This is a genomic window from Plantibacter cousiniae (nom. nud.), assembly GCF_977070315.1.
Genome location: NZ_CDRVEU010000003.1, coordinates 145,342 through 164,446, shown reverse-complemented (window position 1 = coordinate 164,446; position 19,105 = coordinate 145,342). Strand labels below are relative to the sequence as shown.

10 protein-coding genes are annotated in these 19,105 nt (G+C 59.5%); 7 read left to right on the top strand and 3 right to left on the bottom strand.

Annotated elements, in window-relative coordinates; all coding sequences use genetic code 11:
* Nucleotides 1–79: 79 nt before the first annotated feature.
* The gene (locus ACW55A_RS07520; protein ID WP_002554798.1) at nucleotides 80–235 is read left to right on the top strand and encodes a hypothetical protein; all 156 of its coding nucleotides are present in this window, start codon (nucleotides 80–82) and stop codon (nucleotides 233–235) included.
* Nucleotides 236–453: 218 nt separating this feature from the next.
* Here ACW55A_RS07520 and ACW55A_RS07515 read toward each other — a convergent pair whose 3' ends face one another.
* Both ACW55A_RS07515 and ACW55A_RS07510 read right to left on the bottom strand, forming a co-directional pair.
* Entirely contained in the window at nucleotides 454–2,028 is a 1,575-nt protein-coding gene (locus ACW55A_RS07515; RefSeq protein ID WP_498810930.1) for a pectate lyase family protein, read from the bottom strand.
* A gap of 169 nt (nucleotides 2,029–2,197) precedes the next feature.
* Nucleotides 2,198–2,668, bottom strand: coding sequence for a MaoC family dehydratase (locus ACW55A_RS07510; RefSeq protein ID WP_003363482.1), 471 nt, complete (start codon nucleotides 2,666–2,668; stop codon nucleotides 2,198–2,200).
* Between the two features lie 368 nt (nucleotides 2,669–3,036).
* On the opposite strand from ACW55A_RS07510, the gene fadD2 reads away from it, so the two are divergent.
* The 6 genes from fadD2 to ACW55A_RS07480 all read left to right on the top strand — a co-directional run bounded on the left by fadD2 (nucleotide 3,037) and on the right by ACW55A_RS07480 (nucleotide 18,730).
* Nucleotides 3,037–4,725 (top strand): long-chain-fatty-acid--CoA ligase FadD2, encoded by a 1,689-nt coding sequence (fadD2, locus tag ACW55A_RS07505; RefSeq protein ID WP_455808748.1) that lies wholly within the window; start codon nucleotides 3,037–3,039, stop codon nucleotides 4,723–4,725.
* A gap of 353 nt (nucleotides 4,726–5,078) precedes the next feature.
* Nucleotides 5,079–6,770 (top strand): long-chain-fatty-acid--CoA ligase FadD1, encoded by a 1,692-nt coding sequence (gene fadD1, locus ACW55A_RS07500; RefSeq protein WP_455808750.1) that lies wholly within the window; start codon nucleotides 5,079–5,081, stop codon nucleotides 6,768–6,770.
* Nucleotides 6,771–7,273: 503 nt separating this feature from the next.
* The gene (hrpA, locus tag ACW55A_RS07495) at nucleotides 7,274–11,185 is read left to right on the top strand and encodes an ATP-dependent RNA helicase HrpA (protein WP_498810931.1); all 3,912 of its coding nucleotides are present in this window, start codon (nucleotides 7,274–7,276) and stop codon (nucleotides 11,183–11,185) included.
* A gap of 240 nt (nucleotides 11,186–11,425) precedes the next feature.
* Nucleotides 11,426–12,547 carry a beta-ketoacyl-ACP synthase III gene (locus tag ACW55A_RS07490; protein WP_498810932.1) on the top strand — a complete coding sequence of 374 codons (1,122 nt, stop codon included), beginning with the start codon at nucleotides 11,426–11,428 and terminating at the stop codon, nucleotides 12,545–12,547.
* A gap of 120 nt (nucleotides 12,548–12,667) precedes the next feature.
* On the top strand, nucleotides 12,668–17,563 hold the full coding sequence (locus tag ACW55A_RS07485) for an NEL-type E3 ubiquitin ligase domain-containing protein (RefSeq protein WP_498810933.1): 4,896 nt from the start codon (nucleotides 12,668–12,670) through the stop codon (nucleotides 17,561–17,563).
* 39 nt (nucleotides 17,564–17,602) lie between these two features.
* The gene (locus tag ACW55A_RS07480; protein ID WP_074804854.1) at nucleotides 17,603–18,730 is read left to right on the top strand and encodes a GNAT family N-acetyltransferase; all 1,128 of its coding nucleotides are present in this window, start codon (nucleotides 17,603–17,605) and stop codon (nucleotides 18,728–18,730) included.
* A 187-nt stretch (nucleotides 18,731–18,917) separates the two neighbouring features.
* Here the strand turns inward: ACW55A_RS07480 and ACW55A_RS07475 are convergent, their stop codons facing one another.
* Nucleotides 18,918–19,067, bottom strand: coding sequence for a hypothetical protein (locus tag ACW55A_RS07475; RefSeq protein ID WP_498810934.1), 150 nt, complete (start codon nucleotides 19,065–19,067; stop codon nucleotides 18,918–18,920).
* Between the last annotated feature and the right edge of the window lie 38 nt (nucleotides 19,068–19,105).

The following is a 19,105-nucleotide window of genomic DNA, read 5'->3' as shown; positions in this document are numbered from 1 at the left end:
TACTGGTCACGGGACTGGTCAGGGCCGCTGCGATTGAGCATTATTGGCCCTGATTTCCCGTGTTCGAGAACCGCAAGCCATGAGCGACGATGCACAACTGATCGACCTGGGTGCCGAGCGCGCCAAGCGTATCCACGATCTGAATGACAAGCGCCTCAATGAAGTGCGAAACGCCTTCGAACAGGCGATGCCATTGAGCAGCAAAAAACCGAAGAAAAAGCCCAAAAAACGCTGATCCAGCCGCCACACCCTTGATCTGATCAGTCTGGTTCAGCAACAGCTGATCTGGATCAACTCGCCGTTATGTTCGCTGCCTTAATCTTGTTCCATCGAATGCGTTGTGGGCAGACACGCGCCTGCATGCATTCAATGAGCACGCAAGGCACTTGGGGCGACTTCGGTCGCCCTTTTTTTCGTCTGCATGCCACGCCCTGCATCGAACGCCGGGCGCTATCAGCTCACGGTTTTGGCACCGGCATTGGCCAGGTCATAGGCTCTGGCGGCTTCGGCGGTCTTGATGTCGCGCTGATAGCTGGGCGTCCAGGCGGTCACCGGTGACTTCTGGGTGAAGCTGACATTGCTGCCGTTGTCCTTGAAGTGCGCATCGCCATAGTCATCCAGCACGCCGGAGTTGCTGGCCTTGTTGGAAACATCCACGCCTTTTGCGAAATAGTTGGCCTGCGAAAGGATGGTGGCATCCCCCGTCGCGGTGAAGCCAAGATGGAAGTTGTCGATCGAGTTGTTGTAAACGTCAAAGTCGCCATGCCGCATCAGGCCGGGTGCCCGAACATCCAGGTTGCTGAACACATTGTTGGCGATGGTCATGCGCGGGTAACCCTTGTACTCGGCCTTGGCTTGAGCGGAGTCGTCCGGCTGACCGAGAATCACGCCATATTCGTTGTTCTGGAATTTCGAGTTGGTCAGACTGACGTTGTCTGCCGTCCCGCCGACATAAAGCAGTTTGTCCAGGCCTTTGGCGTTCTGATCCTTGGTGCCTGAATAGGTGTTGTGATCGATCCAGTATTTCTGACCGCTGCTGATGAACATCTGCATGTCACCGTTTTCGCGATAACGGCTGTCGTGGTCGAAGTTCAGATTCTGGAAGATGTCATTGCTGGCGGTCTTGCCGCTGGCCAGGTAGATGTTGTGCAGGCTGTTGCCCTTGTCGGTACCCAGCAGGGTCTTGTTGGCGCCAAAGTTGATGGTCACCTTGCTGTCGGCAGACAGGTTGGCCCCCAGTTTGACGGTACGGGCTTTGTCGTCCTCCATGTACTTCTTGAGGTCCGCTACGGTATTGACCGTGACGACTTCGCCACCATTACCGCCGGTGGTGTTCGCCTGTTTGGCGAAGCCGACCATTCCGGACATGTCGGCCCCAGGACCGTTGCCCGCTCGGTGCGCGGGTTGCGCCACTTTTTCTGTGGTCTCAGATCTGTCTGTGGCGGTTGGCAACGTTTTGGCGGGCGCAGGCTGATTGGCGGCTGGCGTATTGCCTTGGGCTGACGCCGAAGTGCGCGCCGTATCAGGCGGCGCTGCTGTGGCGCTCTTTTGCAGCGAGACCGGTTTGTCGGTCGGATAATCGTTTTTCACCACGAACGGCTTTTCTGTGTTGCCGGACGATGACGGCGACCCTGACGAGGGGGCTGATGAAGACTGAAGGGAGGTCGGCGCCTGTTCCCGTTCAGACGGCGCAGGTGCCGGTGTCGAGCCGTCCTGCTGATGCCCTTGTGATCTGGAAAACAGATCCTTGAGGATGGTGCGAATGGCTTCCACCAGCTTGTTCAGCAACAACTCGACGGGGTTTTCAGTTGCACCCGAGGCTGCGTTTGTAGCGGGCGTTTGCGCCCTGGAGCCAAGGCCATTGAATGACGACTGCAACCCTGTTGCCTGCTGCGGCGGGGCGAAGTCGACCAGTTTGCTGCCATTGCCGGACGTGACCTGAGGTGGCGGACTGTTATCGGCTTGCGGGTTTATGCCCTGGGTTGGCTGCCCGGAGACGGGATAATAATTTCGGGTGATCATATTCATGGGTGATTGCCCCGCCTGCAGAAATGAACGATTCGTGATCCGGATAAGGTAGCGCTGGTTTCCTGAGTGGAAAGCGCAGCCAAAACAGTTCCGAGGGCATCATGAATTTGTGTTCAGGTCAGCAGTGGAGCCCGGGCGCGGCCGCAGGTGCGCGCGCCGGTTCCGGGTATCAGCCGAAAGTGATCTCGGGCAATACGGTCAGGTCGACGGTCTGCTGCTTGCGCGGGGCGAGAATCTCGGCTTCGCCGTCTACAACCAGCTCATCGTTCTGATTGAAAACACGGGTGGCGATGCGCACGCGGAATTTCGGCAGTTTTTCCAGGATTTCCAGGCGCACAGTCAGGGTATCGCCCAGTTTCACCGGCTTCTGGAAGGTCATCTGCTGACCGATATAGATGGTGCCGGGGCCAGGCAACTCGCAGGCAACCGCCGCACTGATCAGTGCGCCGCTGAACATGCCGTGGGCAATACGCTCCTTGAACATGGTCTTGGAGGCGTATTCGGCGTCCAGGTGGACCGGGTTGTGGTCTCCGGACATGGCGGCGAACAGTTGAATGTCACGCTCTTCCACTGTCTTGCTGTAGCTGGCGGTCTGACCGACTTCAAGAGCTTCGTAAGGCGTGTTGGTGACTTGAGTCATGTGGCTGTCCTGACAATAAAAATGAATTGAAGCGTGCCGGTTCGTGCAATCCGACCTGGCCTTGATTTGTAACACTTGATGACCTGTCGCCGCCAATGCGCGGACAAGATCATTCAGACGCTTGCTGGCGCTCCCCGGATCACATTCAAGGCAAATAATAAGCAAACGCCATGTGAATAAGGCTACTGAGCGATCGGGCAAGTATCTTTACCAGCCCGATTGCCGTGAGCAGTGTATCGCCGACGACAGATTTCAGTCTGAACAGAGACAAGATTCATGCTGCTGATGAGGCCCGGACGATCATTTGCCTGAGACACTTTAACTGCTAACGTCCGCCCAGACCCATGCAGGGAAAAAGGATAAAAATAATGCAAGCTGACTTCTGGGATGACAAGCGTCCGGCGGGTGTCGACGCCGAGGTGGATCTGCAAACCTACCAATCGGTCGTCGAGGTGTTCGAGCGCTGCTGCAGGAAATTCGCCGACCGACCTGCGTTCAGCAACATGGGCGTGACGCTGACCTACGCGGAACTCGAGCGTCACTCCGCCGCCTTCGCCGCGTATCTACAGCAGCATACGCAACTGGTGCCGGGTGATCGCATTGCCGTACAGATGCCCAATATCCTGCAATATCCGATCGCTGTATTCGGTGCGATGCGCGCCGGTCTGACGGTGGTCAACACCAACCCGTTGTACACCGCACGCGAGATGCGCCATCAATTCAAGGACTCTGGTGCCAGAGCGCTGGTTTACCTCAACCTGTTCGGCAAGCTGGTGCAGGAAGTGCTGCCGGACACGGCCATCGAATACCTGATCGAAGTAAAAATGGGCGACATGCAGTCGGCGGCCAAGGGCTGGCTGGTCAATACCATTGTCGACAAGGTCAAGAAGATGGTCCCCGAATTCCATCTGCCTCAGGCCGTCGGCTTCAAGCGCGCGCTGCGCCTGGGGCGCGAGAGCCGCATGCAGGTCATACCGCGAGGTCTGCAGGATGTTGCCGTTCTGCAATACACCGGTGGCACCACGGGGCTGGCCAAAGGCGCGATGCTCACCCATGGCAATCTGGTCGCCAACATGCAGCAAGTCTATGCCTGCATGCGCCAGCAAGGACCGCAAGGCGGATCGCTGTTTGAAGAGGGCAAGGAGGTGATGATTGCGCCGTTGCCGCTCTATCACATCTATGCGTTCACGGCGAACTGCATGTGCATGATGATCAGCGGCAATCACAACATCCTGATCAACAACCCTCGCGATATCGGCGGCTTCATCAAGGAGCTGGGCAAGTGGCGTTTCACTGCCATGATCGGCCTCAACACGCTGTTCGTGGCGCTCATGAACCACCCGGAATTCAAGAATCTGGATTTCTCGGCGCTGAAAAGCACCAACTCCGGTGGTACTGCACTGGTCAAGGCCACGGCCGAGCGCTGGGCGCAGATCACCGGCTGCACGATCGTCGAAGGTTACGGCCTGACCGAGACGTCGCCTGTCGCCAGCGCCAATCCCTATGGCGCCCTGGCACGCTTGGGAACCGTGGGCATTCCCGTGCCCGGCACCGCGATGAAAGTCATTGATGACGATGGCATCGAGTTGCCTTTCGGCGAGCGTGGCGAGCTGTGTATCAAGGGGCCGCAGGTCATGAAAGGCTACTGGAACCAGCCTGATGCCACGGCCGAATGCCTGGACGCCGAAGGCTGGTTCAAGACCGGTGACATTGCCGTGATTGGCGCTGACGGGTTCGTCAGTATCGTCGACCGCAAGAAAGACTTGATCATCGTGTCCGGTTTCAACGTCTACCCCAATGAAATCGAAGACGTGGTCATGGCCCATCCGAAAGTCGCCAACTGCGCCTGTATCGGCGTGCCGGACGAGCGCTCGGGGGAGGCCGTGAAGCTGTTCGTGGTGGCGCGAGACCCGCAGCTGAGCATTGAAGAGCTCAAGGCCTTCTGCAAAGAGAATTTCACCGGCTACAAGGTGCCCAGACAGATCGTTCTGCGTGATTCATTGCCGATGACTCCGGTGGGCAAGATTCTGCGACGCGAGCTTCGGGACATCGCCTGACCCTTTAATCGTCTCCATGTGTGTACCTGGCCCCGTTTGCAGAACGCTGTAAACGGGGTCAGTTTTTTTCGGAAACAGGCGATTATATTGATTGGCCGCTCTGTTCCGGTACTTTCGACGTAATGATGAAAAATTATTAAATGAATTTAAAGTGACTGCTTGTTAGTTTCTGGTCGTATTCGTGACTGTGTGGCCTGCTTCTGCCTCTAGTCGGCCTTTGGCAAAGCTGCTACTCTCGGCGCGCTTTTTGATCAGTCATAAAGCGAAAAAGCGTCTACTGCATAATTCCAAGCACAAGAAAATCATCGCTTCAGGCGATGTGAAGAATTCGCTATCGCTACGGAGCCGACTGAATGATTGATAACTTCTGGAAGGACAAGTACCCGTCCGGTATCCCTGCCGATATCAACCCCGACGAGTACCCTAACGTCCAGGCGGTCCTGAAGCAGTCCTGCCAGCGCTTCGCCGACAAGCCGGCGTTCAGCAACCTGGGCAAGACCATCACCTACGGCGAACTGTATGAGCTGTCCGGCGCGTTTGCCGCCTGGATTCAGCAACATACCGACCTGCAGCCGGGTGACCGTATCGCCGTGCAGCTACCCAACGTATTGCAGTACCCGATTGCCGTCTTTGGTGCGATTCGCGCCGGGCTGATCGTGGTCAACACCAACCCGCTGTACACCGCGCGGGAAATGGAACACCAGTTCAACGACTCCGGTGCCAAGGCGCTGGTGTGTCTGGCAAACATGGCCCATCTGGCCGAGAAGGTCGTACCCAAGACGCAGATCAGGCAGGTGATTGTCACCGAAGTGGCCGACATGCTGTCGCCGTTCAAGCGCTTGCTGATCAATAGCGTCATCAAGTACGTGAAGAAGATGGTCCCGGCCTATCACTTGCCCAAGGCCATCAAATTCAACGATGTGCTTGGCAAGGGCCGTGGTCAGCCAGTGACCGACGTGTCGCCCGGCAGCGCCGACGTTGCCGTGCTGCAGTACACCGGCGGCACCACCGGGGTGGCCAAGGGGGCAATGCTGACGCACCGCAACCTGATCGCCAACATGCTGCAATGCCGCGCGCTGATGGCGTCAAATCTGGGCGAAGGCTGTGAAATCATCATCACGCCGCTGCCGCTGTATCACATCTATGCCTTCACCTTTCATTGCATGGCGATGATGCTGCTTGGCAATCACAACATCCTGATCAGCAACCCGCGTGACCTGCCGGCCATGGTCAAGGAGCTTTCGAAATGGAAGTTCAGCGGCTTTGTCGGCCTTAACACGCTGTTCGTGGCCCTGTGCAATAACGAAGGCTTCCGCAACCTCGATTTCTCGGCGTTGAAAGTCACCTTGTCCGGTGGCATGGCCCTCCAGCAGGCCGCCGCCGAGCGCTGGAAGCAGGTGACGGGCTGCCAGGTCTGCGAAGGCTATGGCATGACCGAGACCAGCCCGGTGGCCACGGTCAATCCCGCTCAGGACGTGCAGATGGGCAGCATCGGCATTCCCGTACCGTCGACCCTGTGCAAGGTCATCGACGATGCGGGCAACGAGCTGGCGTTCGGTGAAACCGGCGAGCTGTGCATCAAGGGGCCGCAGGTCATGAAGGGCTACTGGCAGCGCCAGGAAGCGACCGATGAAATGGTCGACAGCGAAGGCTGGCTGAAGACCGGCGACATCGCGATCATTCAGCCTGATGGCTACATCCGGATTGTCGATCGCAAGAAAGACATGATCCTGATCTCCGGTTTCAACGTGTACCCCAACGAACTGGAAGACGTACTGGCGACACTTCCCGGCGTGCTTCAATGCGCGGCCATCGGCGTACCGGACGAGAAATCGGGCGAGACCATCAAGGTTTTCGTGGTGGCCAAACCGGGCGTGACCCTGACCAAGGATAAGGTCATGGAACACATGCGCGCCAACCTGACCGGCTACAAAGTGCCACGCAGCGTCGAATTCCGCGACGTGCTGCCAACCACCAACGTCGGCAAGATCCTGCGTCGCGAGCTGCGTGACGAGGAATTGAAGAAGCTGGGTGTGAAGAAGTAGGGTGGAGCGTCCGGAACGGCATGCGACGCGGAGCGCCGCACGATAGTTGCGATTATCGTTCCTACGCTCCAGCGTGGGAATGCAGTTCTCGACGCTCTGCGTCGCAAGAGGACGCAGAGTGTCCGGAACGGCATGCGACGCGGAGCGCTGCACGATAGTTGAGATTATCGTTCCGCACGCTCCAGCGTGGGAATGCAGTTCTCGACGCTCTGCGTCGCAAGAGTACGCGCAGCGTCCGGAACGGCGTGCGACGCGGAGCGCCGCACGATAGTTGCGATTATCGTTCCCTACGCTCCAGCGTGGGAATGCAGGTCTCGACGCTCTGCGTCGCAAAAAGGGCGCGAAGAGTCAGGAATGGAGTACCTCATACTTTATTGTGATTGAGCACTGCTGCCGCAAACCATGACCGCAATGGATAGCCTGACACTCAGGCCATTCGTCACGACCCGCCACAATCTGCGACAATCCGCACCTGCCATTTGAAAAAAGACCCTGCGCGCCTGATGACCGACGAATCGCCCTCTATCGACCAACTTCTGAAAAACCTCGACCAAGCGATGATCAGCGAACGTCATCGTCTGCGCCGTCAGTTGCACGACCTGCGCAAAAAGCCCGACGAGGCGAAGCTGGCGCAGTGGGTTGCGCGGGTGCAGGCGTCCTGTGCGCAGGTCACGGCGCGGCGTGAAAGTGTGCCGGCGATTCGTTATGACGATAACCTGCCCATTGCGGCCAAGCGTGACGAGATCAAGGAGGCGCTGCTCAAGCACCAGGTGCTGATCATTGCCGGCGAGACCGGCTCCGGGAAGACCACCCAGTTGCCGAAGATCTGCCTGGAAATCGGTCGCGGTCAGCACGGTCTGATCGGTCATACCCAGCCGCGCCGTATCGCCGCTCGCAGCGTGGCCAGCCGGGTTGCCGAGGAGATCGGCACACCGTTGGGCGCACTGGTCGGCTATCAGGTGCGTTTCGAGGATCAGAGCGACAGCAATACCCTGATCAAGCTGATGACCGACGGTATTCTGCTGGCCGAAACCCAGCATGATCGCTTTCTTGAGCGCTACGACACGATCATCGTCGACGAAGCCCACGAACGCAGCCTGAACATCGACTTCCTGCTGGGTTACCTGAAAACCCTGCTGCCGCGTCGTCCGGACCTGAAAGTCATCATCACCTCCGCGACCATCGACCTGCAGCGCTTTTCCGAGCATTTCAACGATGCGCCGGTGATCGAAGTGTCCGGGCGTACCTTCCCCGTGGACGTCTGGTACCGCCCGCTGACCAGCGAGCAGGACGAAGACGGCAACAGCGTTGAAGAGGACCTGACCGTCGATCAGGCGATTCTGACCACGCTGGACGAACTGGCGGCCTTCGAGCGCAGCGAGCGCAAGAGCCCAGGCGATGTGCTGGTGTTCCTGCCCGGCGAGCGCGAGATCCGCGATGCCGCCGAAGTGCTGCGCAAGGCGCAGCTCAGGCATACCGAGATTCTGCCGCTTTACGCGCGCCTCTCGCCGGCCGAGCAGCAGCGTATCTTTCAGTCGCACCCCGGTCGTCGCGTCGTACTGGCCACCAACGTCGCTGAAACCTCGCTGACCGTGCCAGGCATCCGTTATGTGATCGACACCGGTACGGCGCGCATCAGTCGCTACAGCTATCGCGCCAAGGTCCAGCGCCTGCCGATCGAGGCGGTGTCGCAGGCCAGCGCCAACCAGCGCAAAGGCCGTTGTGGACGGGTTGAACCCGGCCTGTGCGTGCGTCTGTACAGCGAAGAGGATTTCAACGGTCGGCCGGAATTCACCGACCCCGAGATCCTGCGCACCAACCTGGCTGCGGTCATCCTGCAGATGCTGCACCTGCGCCTGGGCGAGATCACCGACTTCCCGTTCATCGAACCGCCGGACGGCAAGGCGATCAGCGACGGTTTCAACCTGTTGCAGGAGCTCTCGGCGGTCAACCGTGAGAATCAGCTGACCCCGCTGGGCCGTCAACTGGCGCGTCTGCCGGTGGACCCGCGTATGGGCCGCATGCTGCTGGAAGCAGCGAAGCAGGGCAGCCTGCAGGAAGTGCTGATCGTCGCCAGCGCCATGTCGGTACAGGACGTGCGCGAGCGCCCGCCCGAGCGTCAGCAGGCCGCGGATCAGGCCCACGCGCAATGGAAGGACGCCGACTCGGACTTCGCCGGGATGGTCAATCTATGGCGCGGCTTCGAAGAGCAGCGCCAGACCCTGACCGCCAGCCCGCTGCGTAACTGGTGCCGGCGCAATTTCCTGAATTACCTGCGCCTGCGGGAATGGCGCGATTCCCATCGGCAATTGAGTCTGATCTGTCGCGACCTGCAACTGACCGTCAACAAGGAGCCGGCCGATTACCCGAAATTCCACAAGGCCATTCTTTCCGGTCTGCTGAGTCAGATCGGGCAAAAGACTGACGAGGGCGATTACCTCGGGGCACGGCAGCGGCGCTTCTGGATTCATCCGTCTTCCGGATTGGGCAAGAAGCGTCCACAGTGGCTGATGACCGCCGAACTGGTGGAAACCACCAAGCTGTACGCGCGCATGGTCGCCAAGATCGACTCGGACTGGATCGAGCCGCTGGCCGGCCACCTGATCAAGAAAAATCATTTCGAGCCGCATTGGGAGAAGAAGCGCGGGCAGGTTGTGGCGTTCGAACAGATCACGCTGTTCGGCCTGATCGTGGTGGGCCGTCGCCCTGTGCATTTCGGCCCCATCGACCCGGTGGTTTCGCGCGAGCTGTTCATTCGTGAAGGCCTGGTGCGTGGCGATATCCTGTCGCGGGCCAAGTGCCTGAGCGCCAATACCCGCTTGCTGGAGCAGCTCGACGAGCTGGAAGCCAAGGCTCGACGCCGCGATATTCTGGCTGACGAAGACACCTTGTACAGCTTCTATGAAGCACGCATCCCGGCCGAGATTCATCAGACGGCCACCTTCGACAGCTGGTACAAGACCGAAAGCCAGAAGAATCCGCAGCTGCTGATCATGCGCGAAGAGGACGTGCTGGCTCGCGAGGCCAGCGAAGTCACCGCCGCGCAATACCCGGATACCTTGCGTCTGGGCGACCTGAGCCTGTCGCTGAGCTACCACTTCGAACCCAACCACCCGCGTGACGGCGTGACCTTGCGCGTTCCTGCGCCATTGTTGCTGTCGCTGCCTGCCGAGCGTCTTGAGTGGCTGGTGCCGGGGTTGCTCGAGACCAAATGCATCGCGCTGGTCCGCAACCTGCCCAAGGCGGTACGCAAGAATTTCGTGCCGGTCCCGGATTTCATCAAGGCGGCGTTGCAGCGCATTACTTTCGGCGAGGGCTCGTTGCCTCAGGCGCTGGGTCGTGAGCTGCTGCGCATGACCGGCGTACGGGTCAGCGACGAAGCCTGGGCCGAGGCGGCACAGCAGCTTGAAGGCCACCTGAAGATGAACCTGGAAATCGTCGATGGCAGCGGCAAGTTTCTTGGTGAGGGACGTGATCTGGCCGAGCTGACGGCGCGCTTTGCCGAGGCGAGCCAGGCCGCGCTGGCCGTGCCGCAAACCGCAAAAAGCCAGCAGCCGGTGCAGGCCAAGGCCTTCGCAGCAGTGGCGCAGAAAACCCAGCAGAACATCGCCGGGCTGTCGATGACGGTCTATCCGGCGCTGGTCGAAGAGGGCGGCGCGGTCAAGGAAGGCCGGTTCTCGACTCAGGCCGAGGCCGAATACCAGCATCGCCGCGCCTTGCAGCGTTTACTGTTGCAGCAGTTGGCCGAACCCGCCAAGTTTCTGCGCAACAAATTGCCGGGGCAGACCGAGCTGGCCTTGCTGCATCGCGAACTGGGGCGCATCGATGCGTTGATCGAAGATATCCTGCTGGCCAGCCTCGACAGTTGCGTGCTGGAAGGTGAAACCGAGTTACCGCGCGACGGTGCCGGCCTGCTGTCACTGGCTGAGCGCAAGCGCGCCGACTGGACCGAGCATGCCGAGCGGCTCGCGAAGCTGACGCTGGAAATCCTCAAGCTGTGGCACGGTCTGCAAAAGCGCTTCAAAGGCAAGATCGACCTGTCCCAAGCGGTGGCGCTCAACGATATCAAGGCGCAACTGAGCAAGCTGGTGTACCCCGGATTCGTCCGCGAGACCCCGGCGGTATGGCTCAAGGAGCTGCCGCGTTACCTGAAGGCTATCGAGATGCGCCTGGAAAAACTCCCGGCTCAGGTGCAGAAGGACAGGGTATGGAGCATCGAGCTGGCAGGTCTGTGGACGCAATATCAGACACGCGCCGACAAGCATGCTCAAGAGGGCAAGCGCGACCCGGAGCTGGCGCTGTACCGCTGGTGGATGGAGGAATACCGCGTCTCGCTGTTCGCCCAGCAACTGGGCACCAAAATGCCGGTGTCGGACAAACGGTTGAGCAAGCAGTGGAGTCAGGTGGAGAGCTGATCCACTGCTTCCTGTCGCCAAGTAAAAGGCGTCTATCGTGCCTATATTCATTGGCCCGATAGCGCCAAAACCGGGCTCTGTGGCACACTCCGCGCCTGTCTTCACCGTGTCATGAAATGCTGCTCCCTGTTACGGGCAGCTTTTACAGTCGCACTGGTACGTTGGTCCCAAAAACAGTGGGCCTTCAATTGCCGTGCCTGAGCAGGTCATTACCTGCAACTCAATAAGAGAGGACCGACCGTGCACAACGTCGTCATCAGCGGCACAGGCCTGTTTACCCCGGCCAACAGCATCTCCAACGAAGAGCTGGTGCAGTCTTTCAATGCCTATGTTGCACAGTTCAACAACGATAACGCCGCCGCTATCGAACGTGGCGACGTGCAGGCGCTGAGTGAATCCAGCGCCGCTTTCATCGAAAAGGCTTCGGGTATCAAAAGCCGCTTCGTCATGGACAAGGAGGGCATTCTCGATCCGCAGCGCATGAAGCCCAACCTGCCGGAGCGCAGCAATGACGAATGGTCGATCCTCTGTGAGATGGGTGTAGCTGCCGCCAGACAGGCGCTGCAACGCGCGGGCAAAACCGCTGCCGATATCGACGGTGTAATCGTTGCATGCTCCAACCTGCAGCGGGCCTACCCGGCGATCTCCATCGAGATTCAGCAAGCGCTGGGTGTCGCCGGTTACGGCTTCGACATGAATGTGGCCTGTTCCTCGGCCACCTTTGGCATTCAGGCAGCCTGCAACAGTGTGCAACTCGGTCAGGCCCGCGCCTTGCTGGTGACCAGCCCGGAAATCTGCACCGCACACCTTAATTTCCGTGACCGTGATAGCCACTTCATCTTTGGTGACGGCGCCACTGCCGTGGTGGTCGAGCGCGCCGACCTGGCAACCTCGCCTTACCAGTTCGATATCGTCAGCACCCGCCTGCTGACCCAGTTCTCCAACAACATCCGCAACAATTTCGGTTTCCTCAACCGTACCTCGGACGAGGGCCAGAATGCGCCGGACAAGCTGTTCGTGCAGGAAGGCCGCAAGGTGTTTCGCGAGGTGTGCCCGATGGTCGCCGAGCTGGTCGCTGCGCATTTGCAGGATAACGGCATCAACATCACTGACGTCAAACGCTTCTGGCTGCATCAGGCCAACCTGAGCATGAACCATCTGATCGTCAAGAAGCTGCTGGGCCGCGACGCTACGGTCGAAGAGGCGCCGGTGATTCTCGACACCTACGGCAATACCAGCTCGGCGGGTTCGGTGATTGCGTTTCACACCTATCAGGATGACTTGCCGCAAGGCGCGCTGGCGGTACTCAGCTCGTTTGGCGCCGGTTATTCGATCGGCAGCGTGATTCTGCGCAAGCGCTGATCACGTTCGACGGGTAGCGCTCCGGAGGCGGGCGCTACCTGTCATATCCCGTTATGTCATGTGCAGGCCCTTGGGTCTTTATCGTATTGGCTATTCACAAAGCCATTAGCGGTATCGATCATGTTCACCCTCCGTTACAACCCCTTTGAAACCATAGAAGCGTCCATTGCGCACGCCTCTGTAACGCCTCGAGCGCAGGATGCGGCGCCGTTCGAAGCGGAGCACGCCAACACCGAATTCATCAGGCTCAACTTGCCAGCCTGGTATGTGGGTGCGTCCACGGCACTGCGCCAGGCACTGCACGCCAGCCAGCAAAGTGCACGGCGTTACGCGCAGGCGCTGGAGCCGGTGCGCAACCGCCTGTTATCGCCACAGCAATTTGCAGCGCCCTTGCTGTCGAAAGCGTTTGTCGAACGTTTCCAGCTCGACCTGGACGTTGAAGCCTTTCAACTGATGACCTGGCGCTACGACAGCGCCTGGAACCCCGCCCCGCTCGAGCAGACCTTGCTCCAGGCGGCCTTGCAGAACTTCGCTCCGAGCAACAGAAGCCGCTTCAATCCCTACTCGGCAATCCTGCGGACAGGTGGCCTGCGCTACTGGCTGATCGACAGCGCCCAGCGCCGCTACAAGGTGGAATACCGGGACCGTCAGGCGATCGATCTTGAGCAGTTCGCTGATTTTTGCCATGAGCTGGATCTGGGCCGTCAGTATCAGACTCACCTGGACAGCGTGTTCAAGCCGCCAGGCCAGGCTGCGCAAGCGGTTGCCAGCGCGTTCATGGACAGCGAGCGTGCCGCCGTCGAGGTGCTTGCGCATATTGCCGTGATGAAAGGCGATATCACTGAAGCGGCGTACCAGACCCTGCTGGATATGGTGAAGTCCGTTGACCAGCCCCGCTGGGATGGCAAGGGCGTGCGCTATTGCCAGTTGCACGTGCTCGACACCTACACGTTTTCAGGCTCGCTGTTACAGGGTGCCTTGCTGATACAGCAGGACGGCGCCAGGCCCGATGACAGTCCTTGTCTGGTCTACCTGCCTTCCGAGCCCTCGCATCCGATCAAGCAGTTCGAGTCATTGCGGGCCTTCAACGCCTGGCTGGTGACGGCGTTGGGCAGCGAACACTATCGACGCTACTTCAGCCGTTTCGTCAGCCTTGGCCAGGCTCCGGCATTTTTTACCAAACTGGACGCACGGCTGTATCCCGCCGGGGACCGCAAGCTGGACCCCGACGCCGACCTGGTCGTGCAGGCACAGCCGTTTTCGAAACCGCCATTCGAACTGCTGTACGACCATTTGCTGGCCAAAACCTATGACGACTCAAAGGCTATCGCGGTGCCTTCCGCGCAGGTGGACCAGCAGGCTCATGATTCACTGATCGAAAGCCTTGAAAACAATGGCATGAACCTGCTCAACGTGGCCGGGTTCTTTGTGCCGGTGCTGGGTGAAATCATGTCAGTGGTCGCCCTCTATCAGCTCGCCAGCGAAGCGTTCGTGGCTTACGAGGACTGGCAGCACGATGAAGTCGAAGACGCCATGCAACATGTCTACAACATCGGCGAAAACGTTGCACAGATGTTGCTGGTAGGCGGCGTGGTGGGCGCGGTGAACGGGTTGCAACCCTCGATTTTCATCGAAAGCCTGGTGCAACGACGTGTCGACGGGGCCGTACGTCTCGGCAAGCCGAGCATCGACGCCTATGCGCATACGGTTTCGTTGCCCGACAACCTGAGCAGCAACGCCCTTGGACTTTATGAGCACGATGGCAGGACCTGGCTGCCACTGGACGGCAAGCTGTATCGCGTCGAGTCCGATGCCTCCGGCGCCAACTGGCGCATCAGGCATCCGCTGAATGAGCGCTCTTACGCGCCGAAGCTCAAGCACAATGGGGCCGGTGCCTGGCGCCATGAATGGGAAAACCCTATGGGTTGGGACGAGGTAACGGCTTTCAGACGCCTCAACCCGACCTGTCATGCATTCCCGGAAGAGGACATTCAGAAAGTCCTGCGCATTACCGGCACCCACGAGGCGTTGCTGCGCCAGATACATGTCGAGAACCTCCAGCCTCCGGCCTTGCTGAAGGACGCCATTCAGCGCGTTGAAACAGAACGGCAACTGCACGTCTGCATCGGCGCTCTTCAGGCCGCCGATGTGTCTGAGGTTCATGTTTCTCATCTTGAGCCGTGGCTGAAACTGCTGGTGTCGTCACCGCGCTGGCATGAGCCCCGCGGCCTGTTGCTCATCGACGCCCAAGGGGCGCTGCTGGAATCCTGGAACGTGGGATCGCAGATGACGCTGTCGTCCCATGTCACAGGGCCGACCGGGCACCTCAGTCAAGTGCTCGGCCAGTTGCTGGAAGGTCTGCCCGCCGATGAAGTCACTCGTTTGACCGGGAGCGACAGTGCCGACAAGGCCGTTCAACTGCGCGGCTTCAAACGCTATCTGGCCGATTGCGCCCAGACGCACGTGGGGCGCCTGCTGGATGACGTGCAGGCGCTCAAAGGTCGCAGCGACGACCCGCATGTTCAACTGATACAGCGCGACTTTGGCAGCTTGCCGAGCAGCGTGGCGCTCGAACTCATCGGCATGGCCAGCGACGCGGACAAAGCGCGGATGACCACGGAAGAACGCATTCCTCTGACACTTGCCGAGCATGCCCGCGAGTATCAGCAGCAACTGCGGATAAACCGCGCCAACGAAGGCTTCTATCGGCCAGTAACCGACAATCTGGACACCCAGGCGGCGGGGATGGGCATGCTGCAGTACGTGCCAGGCTGGCGAGGTGATGTTTCCATCGATCTGCTGAAAGATTCGCTGGAGGGCGACGAAATCGCCAGTCTCGACAGCGATCAGGCCTCAGTGCACCGGCTGCTGGTCAGCACCGAAGCGGGCGTTCAGTGCTTCGATCCTTCAGGTGAGCCGCTCGGTGAAGTCGATCAGCAATTTTTCAGGGCGTTGTTGCTGGCGCTTCCCGAGCAGATACGCCTCGACATTCAGCTGCCTGCTGGCGCGGATGAGCAGCAACTGCGCAGTCTGTTGCGCAATACGGCAGTCGAACGGCGTGAGCGCATGGCTGCCATTTTGCAATTGCAGCCGATCAAACCGGGTATCAAGTGGCCGCAACGCTTGCCTCATGGCCGTATTGGCTACCCCCTGAGTGGACGCTTGCGGGGTTTCTTTCGTCGCTTGGGCATTGGCGCGTCCAGGCACTCGCCGGAGCTTGCGGTAAGAAGTCTGTACCCGGGTTTTTCCGATGCAGAAGTGTCCGACTTCCTGAGCACGCTGCGCGCCGAACACACCGGACCGGCGAGGGAGTTGTCGACTTTCGTCCGGCAAAGACTGAGCAGCCTCGCCGATGAATTGCGAACGCTTCAAGTTACCCTGGACAACTGGGTCGCGGAAACGCCCTTTTCTTCGTTGCGCAGACCGAGGGAGGTCGCCGCGACGCGCATTCGCGACTGCTGGAAACGCTTGAGCTTTCAGTGCCGAAACTTTCAGGGTGACTTTTTAGGGTATGCGCTCGATCTGGATAACTTGCGTATCGGAGAACTCCCGGATATCACGGCTAACTTCGACCATGTGGCGGTGCTGAAAGCCCGCGCCATGCAGCTTACCGATCCACAAGCGAATGCATTACTGAAAAACTTCAACAGACTGCGTTCGCTGAGCCTGGACTTCAATGATCTGCGATCCTTGCCGACCTCGATAGGGCAAATGCCTCAGCTTGCAGAGCTGTCCATCAGCCACAACCCGCTGATCTGGACAGAGTCCGCCAACGTGGCGTTGCAGAACCTGAACCGGTTGGAGATTCTGGACCTCAACTTTTGCTCGCTCGGCGAGGACGTCCCCATCCACGCATTGAACTCATTGCGCCTACTGTTTTTGCGTGGCACGGGCATTCGAACATTGCCGGCATGGAACTGGGTGCGGTCCGAGCTGATTCGGATTGATGTGCGTGACAATCGCATCTCGGAAATATCCATCGATGAACTCGATAACATCGAGCGCTCCCTCAGTTCCTCGCGCCTGCACCTGCATCTGAGCGGCAATCCGTTGAATTCACCCACGCTGGAACGCATCAGGCTGTTTCGCGAGGGCAGGTTGCGCCCGCGGTGGGGTGTCAGCCAGAGTCGCAATCCGGTCGAGGCCGGACCTGGCAGTGCGCCGTGGCTTGCAGGTCTGAATCGTGAGCAGGTGAATACCCGCATAAGGCTGTGGCAAGACCTGCGCGCCTGTGCCGGATCCACGGATTTTTTTCAGATGCTGAGCGATCTGACGCAATCGGCCGACTTCTCAAGTAACCGCGATGAGCTGATTGCGCGAGTCTGGTCGATGATCGAATCGGCGTCGGTCAACGCCGAGCTGCGTGCCCAGCTCTTCGATGTTGCCGCGCACCCGCAGACGTGTGGTGATGGACTGGCAATGGTGTTTGGCGATATGGAAGTGCGCGTCCAGATCTTCTCGATCATGTCATCCACGACGGCGGCCGCGCAGCCACGCAAACTGTTCAGGATGACCCGCAGTCTGGACCGTCTGGACCAGGTGGAGAAAATTGCCCTGCGCGATATAGCGTTTCGTCAGGCGAGCGGCGAAACGGTCGATGAGGCCGAAGTACGCCTGGCCTACCGCGTCGGTCTGCAGGCGCGGCTTGAGCTGCCGGGCCAGCCGCGAAACATGTGGTTCCGCGCTATTGCCAAGGTGAGCGAAGCGGATTTGCAGGCGGCTTACAACGAAATCATCGATCGCGAAGCCACCCCTGAGTTTTTCCAGTCGATGATTGCCCGGGAATTCTGGATGAGTTATCTGGAAATTCGTTACGCCCCGGAGTTCGAGCCGGTCAAGCAGCTTTTCAATCAGCGCCTGGTGGCCCTGGATGAGTTGCCGCCTGATCAGCGATCCGATCAGCAGTACCTCGAGCAGATTGGCCTGATCTCTCGTCAGCGTGAGCAGGCGCTCAACGAATTCGCGATCACTCTTTCCAGGCAGATTGCCCAGGCGGTGAACATGACGGCTCAATAAGGGATATTCTTCACCCTGTCTGCCTATCGGGGAACCTGCATGCCTGTTCACGTAATCGACAGCCTCGGCACCGTCGCGCCTGCCCAGTGGGATGCGCTGGTGCCTGGCAATCAGCCATTCCTGCGGCATGCGTTTCTCAGCTCGCTGGAGGACAGCGGCAGCCTCGGGCCACGATCGGGCTGGCGTGCCGAGCACGTGCTGCACTACGAAAACGATCAGTTGGTGGCGGCGTTGCCGGCTTACCGAAAGTGGCATTCGTATGGCGAGTACGTGTTCGATCACGCCTGGGCAGACGCCTGCCGTCGCGCCGGCATCGCCTATTACCCCAAGCTGCTGATCGCCGTGCCTTTCAGCCCGGTCGGCGGTTCGCGGATTTTGTCGGCGACGCCTCAGGGCGGTATCGAGTTGCTCAGTGAGCTGCCTGCCTATCTGCAGAGTGAAGGGTTGTCGAGCGCCCACGTGAACTTCACCGATCCGGCGGCCGATGCCTTGCTTGAAACGCAACCGGGCTGGCTGGAGCGCTTTGGCTGCCAGTTTCACTGGCACAATCGCGGCTACCGGGACTTTCAGGACTTCCTTGATGCATTGAGTTCGCGCAAGCGCAAACAGATGCGCAAGGAACGTGAGCAGGTGGCCGGGCAGGGCATCGAGTTTGAATGGCTCGAAGGCGCGCAGATGAGCGAAGTGCTGTGGGACTTCGTCTATGCGTGCTACTCCAATACCTACGAGGTGCGAGGGCAGGCGCCTTACCTGACGCGTGAGTTCTTCAGCCTGCTGGCTGAGCGCATGCCTGAATCGATCCGTGTGGTCATCGCGCTGCAGGGCTCACGGCCGGTGGCGATGGCCTTCAGCCTGATCGGCGACGACAGTTTCTATGGGCGCTACTGGGGCTGTTTGGCCGAGTTTGACCGGCTGCATTTCGAAACCTGTTTCTATCAGGGTATGGACTACGCCATCGCCCACGACCTGCAACGCTTCGACGCCGGCGCGCAGGGCGAACACAAACTGATCCGCGGCTTCGAACCGCAGATTACCCGTTCGTGGCACTACCTGATGCACCCAGGCCTGAAAGACGCGGTCAGCGAGTTTCTGGAGCAGGAGCGAGTCGGCGTACTGGCCTATGCCGAGGAAGCGCGCAGCGCGCTGCCGTATCGGCAGGTGGAGTAACCGGCCAGAAGACATTCAGCGACTGCACTGGCCCCTTCGCGAGCAAGCTCGCTCCCACAAGTGCTGCGTACACATGAGCGACTGGTGGGTCCCACAAGTGCTGCGTCGCTGCCGCTGAAGATGTTGTGGCCTCTGAAGATCCTGTGGGAGCGAGCTTGCTCGCGAAGAGGCCAGCAAATTCCCCCTATCAATCCACGCCTACAAACCCACCCGTTTGATGCTGCCACAACCGCGCATACAGCCCGCCATGCGCCAGCAGTTCGCTGTGCGTGCCGGTTTCGGCGATCTGGCCTTTCTCCAGAACCACTAGGCGATCCATGCGTGCGATCGTGAGCAAGCTTGCTCCCACAAGTGCTGCGTCGCTGCCGCTGAAGA

Coding starts and splice junctions, on each gene's coding strand:
- ACW55A_RS07520 (WP_002554798.1), top strand. CDS start 80: ATGAGCGACGATGCACAACTGATCGACCTGGGTGCCGAGCGCGCCAAG.
- ACW55A_RS07515 (WP_498810930.1), bottom strand. CDS start 2,028: ATGAATATGATCACCCGAAATTATTATCCCGTCTCCGGGCAGCCAACC.
- ACW55A_RS07510 (WP_003363482.1), bottom strand. CDS start 2,668: ATGACTCAAGTCACCAACACGCCTTACGAAGCTCTTGAAGTCGGTCAG.
- fadD2 (WP_455808748.1), top strand. CDS start 3,037: ATGCAAGCTGACTTCTGGGATGACAAGCGTCCGGCGGGTGTCGACGCC.
- fadD1 (WP_455808750.1), top strand. CDS start 5,079: ATGATTGATAACTTCTGGAAGGACAAGTACCCGTCCGGTATCCCTGCC.
- hrpA (WP_498810931.1), top strand. CDS start 7,274: ATGACCGACGAATCGCCCTCTATCGACCAACTTCTGAAAAACCTCGAC.
- ACW55A_RS07485 (WP_498810933.1), top strand. CDS start 12,668: ATGTTCACCCTCCGTTACAACCCCTTTGAAACCATAGAAGCGTCCATT.
- ACW55A_RS07480 (WP_074804854.1), top strand. CDS start 17,603: ATGCCTGTTCACGTAATCGACAGCCTCGGCACCGTCGCGCCTGCCCAG.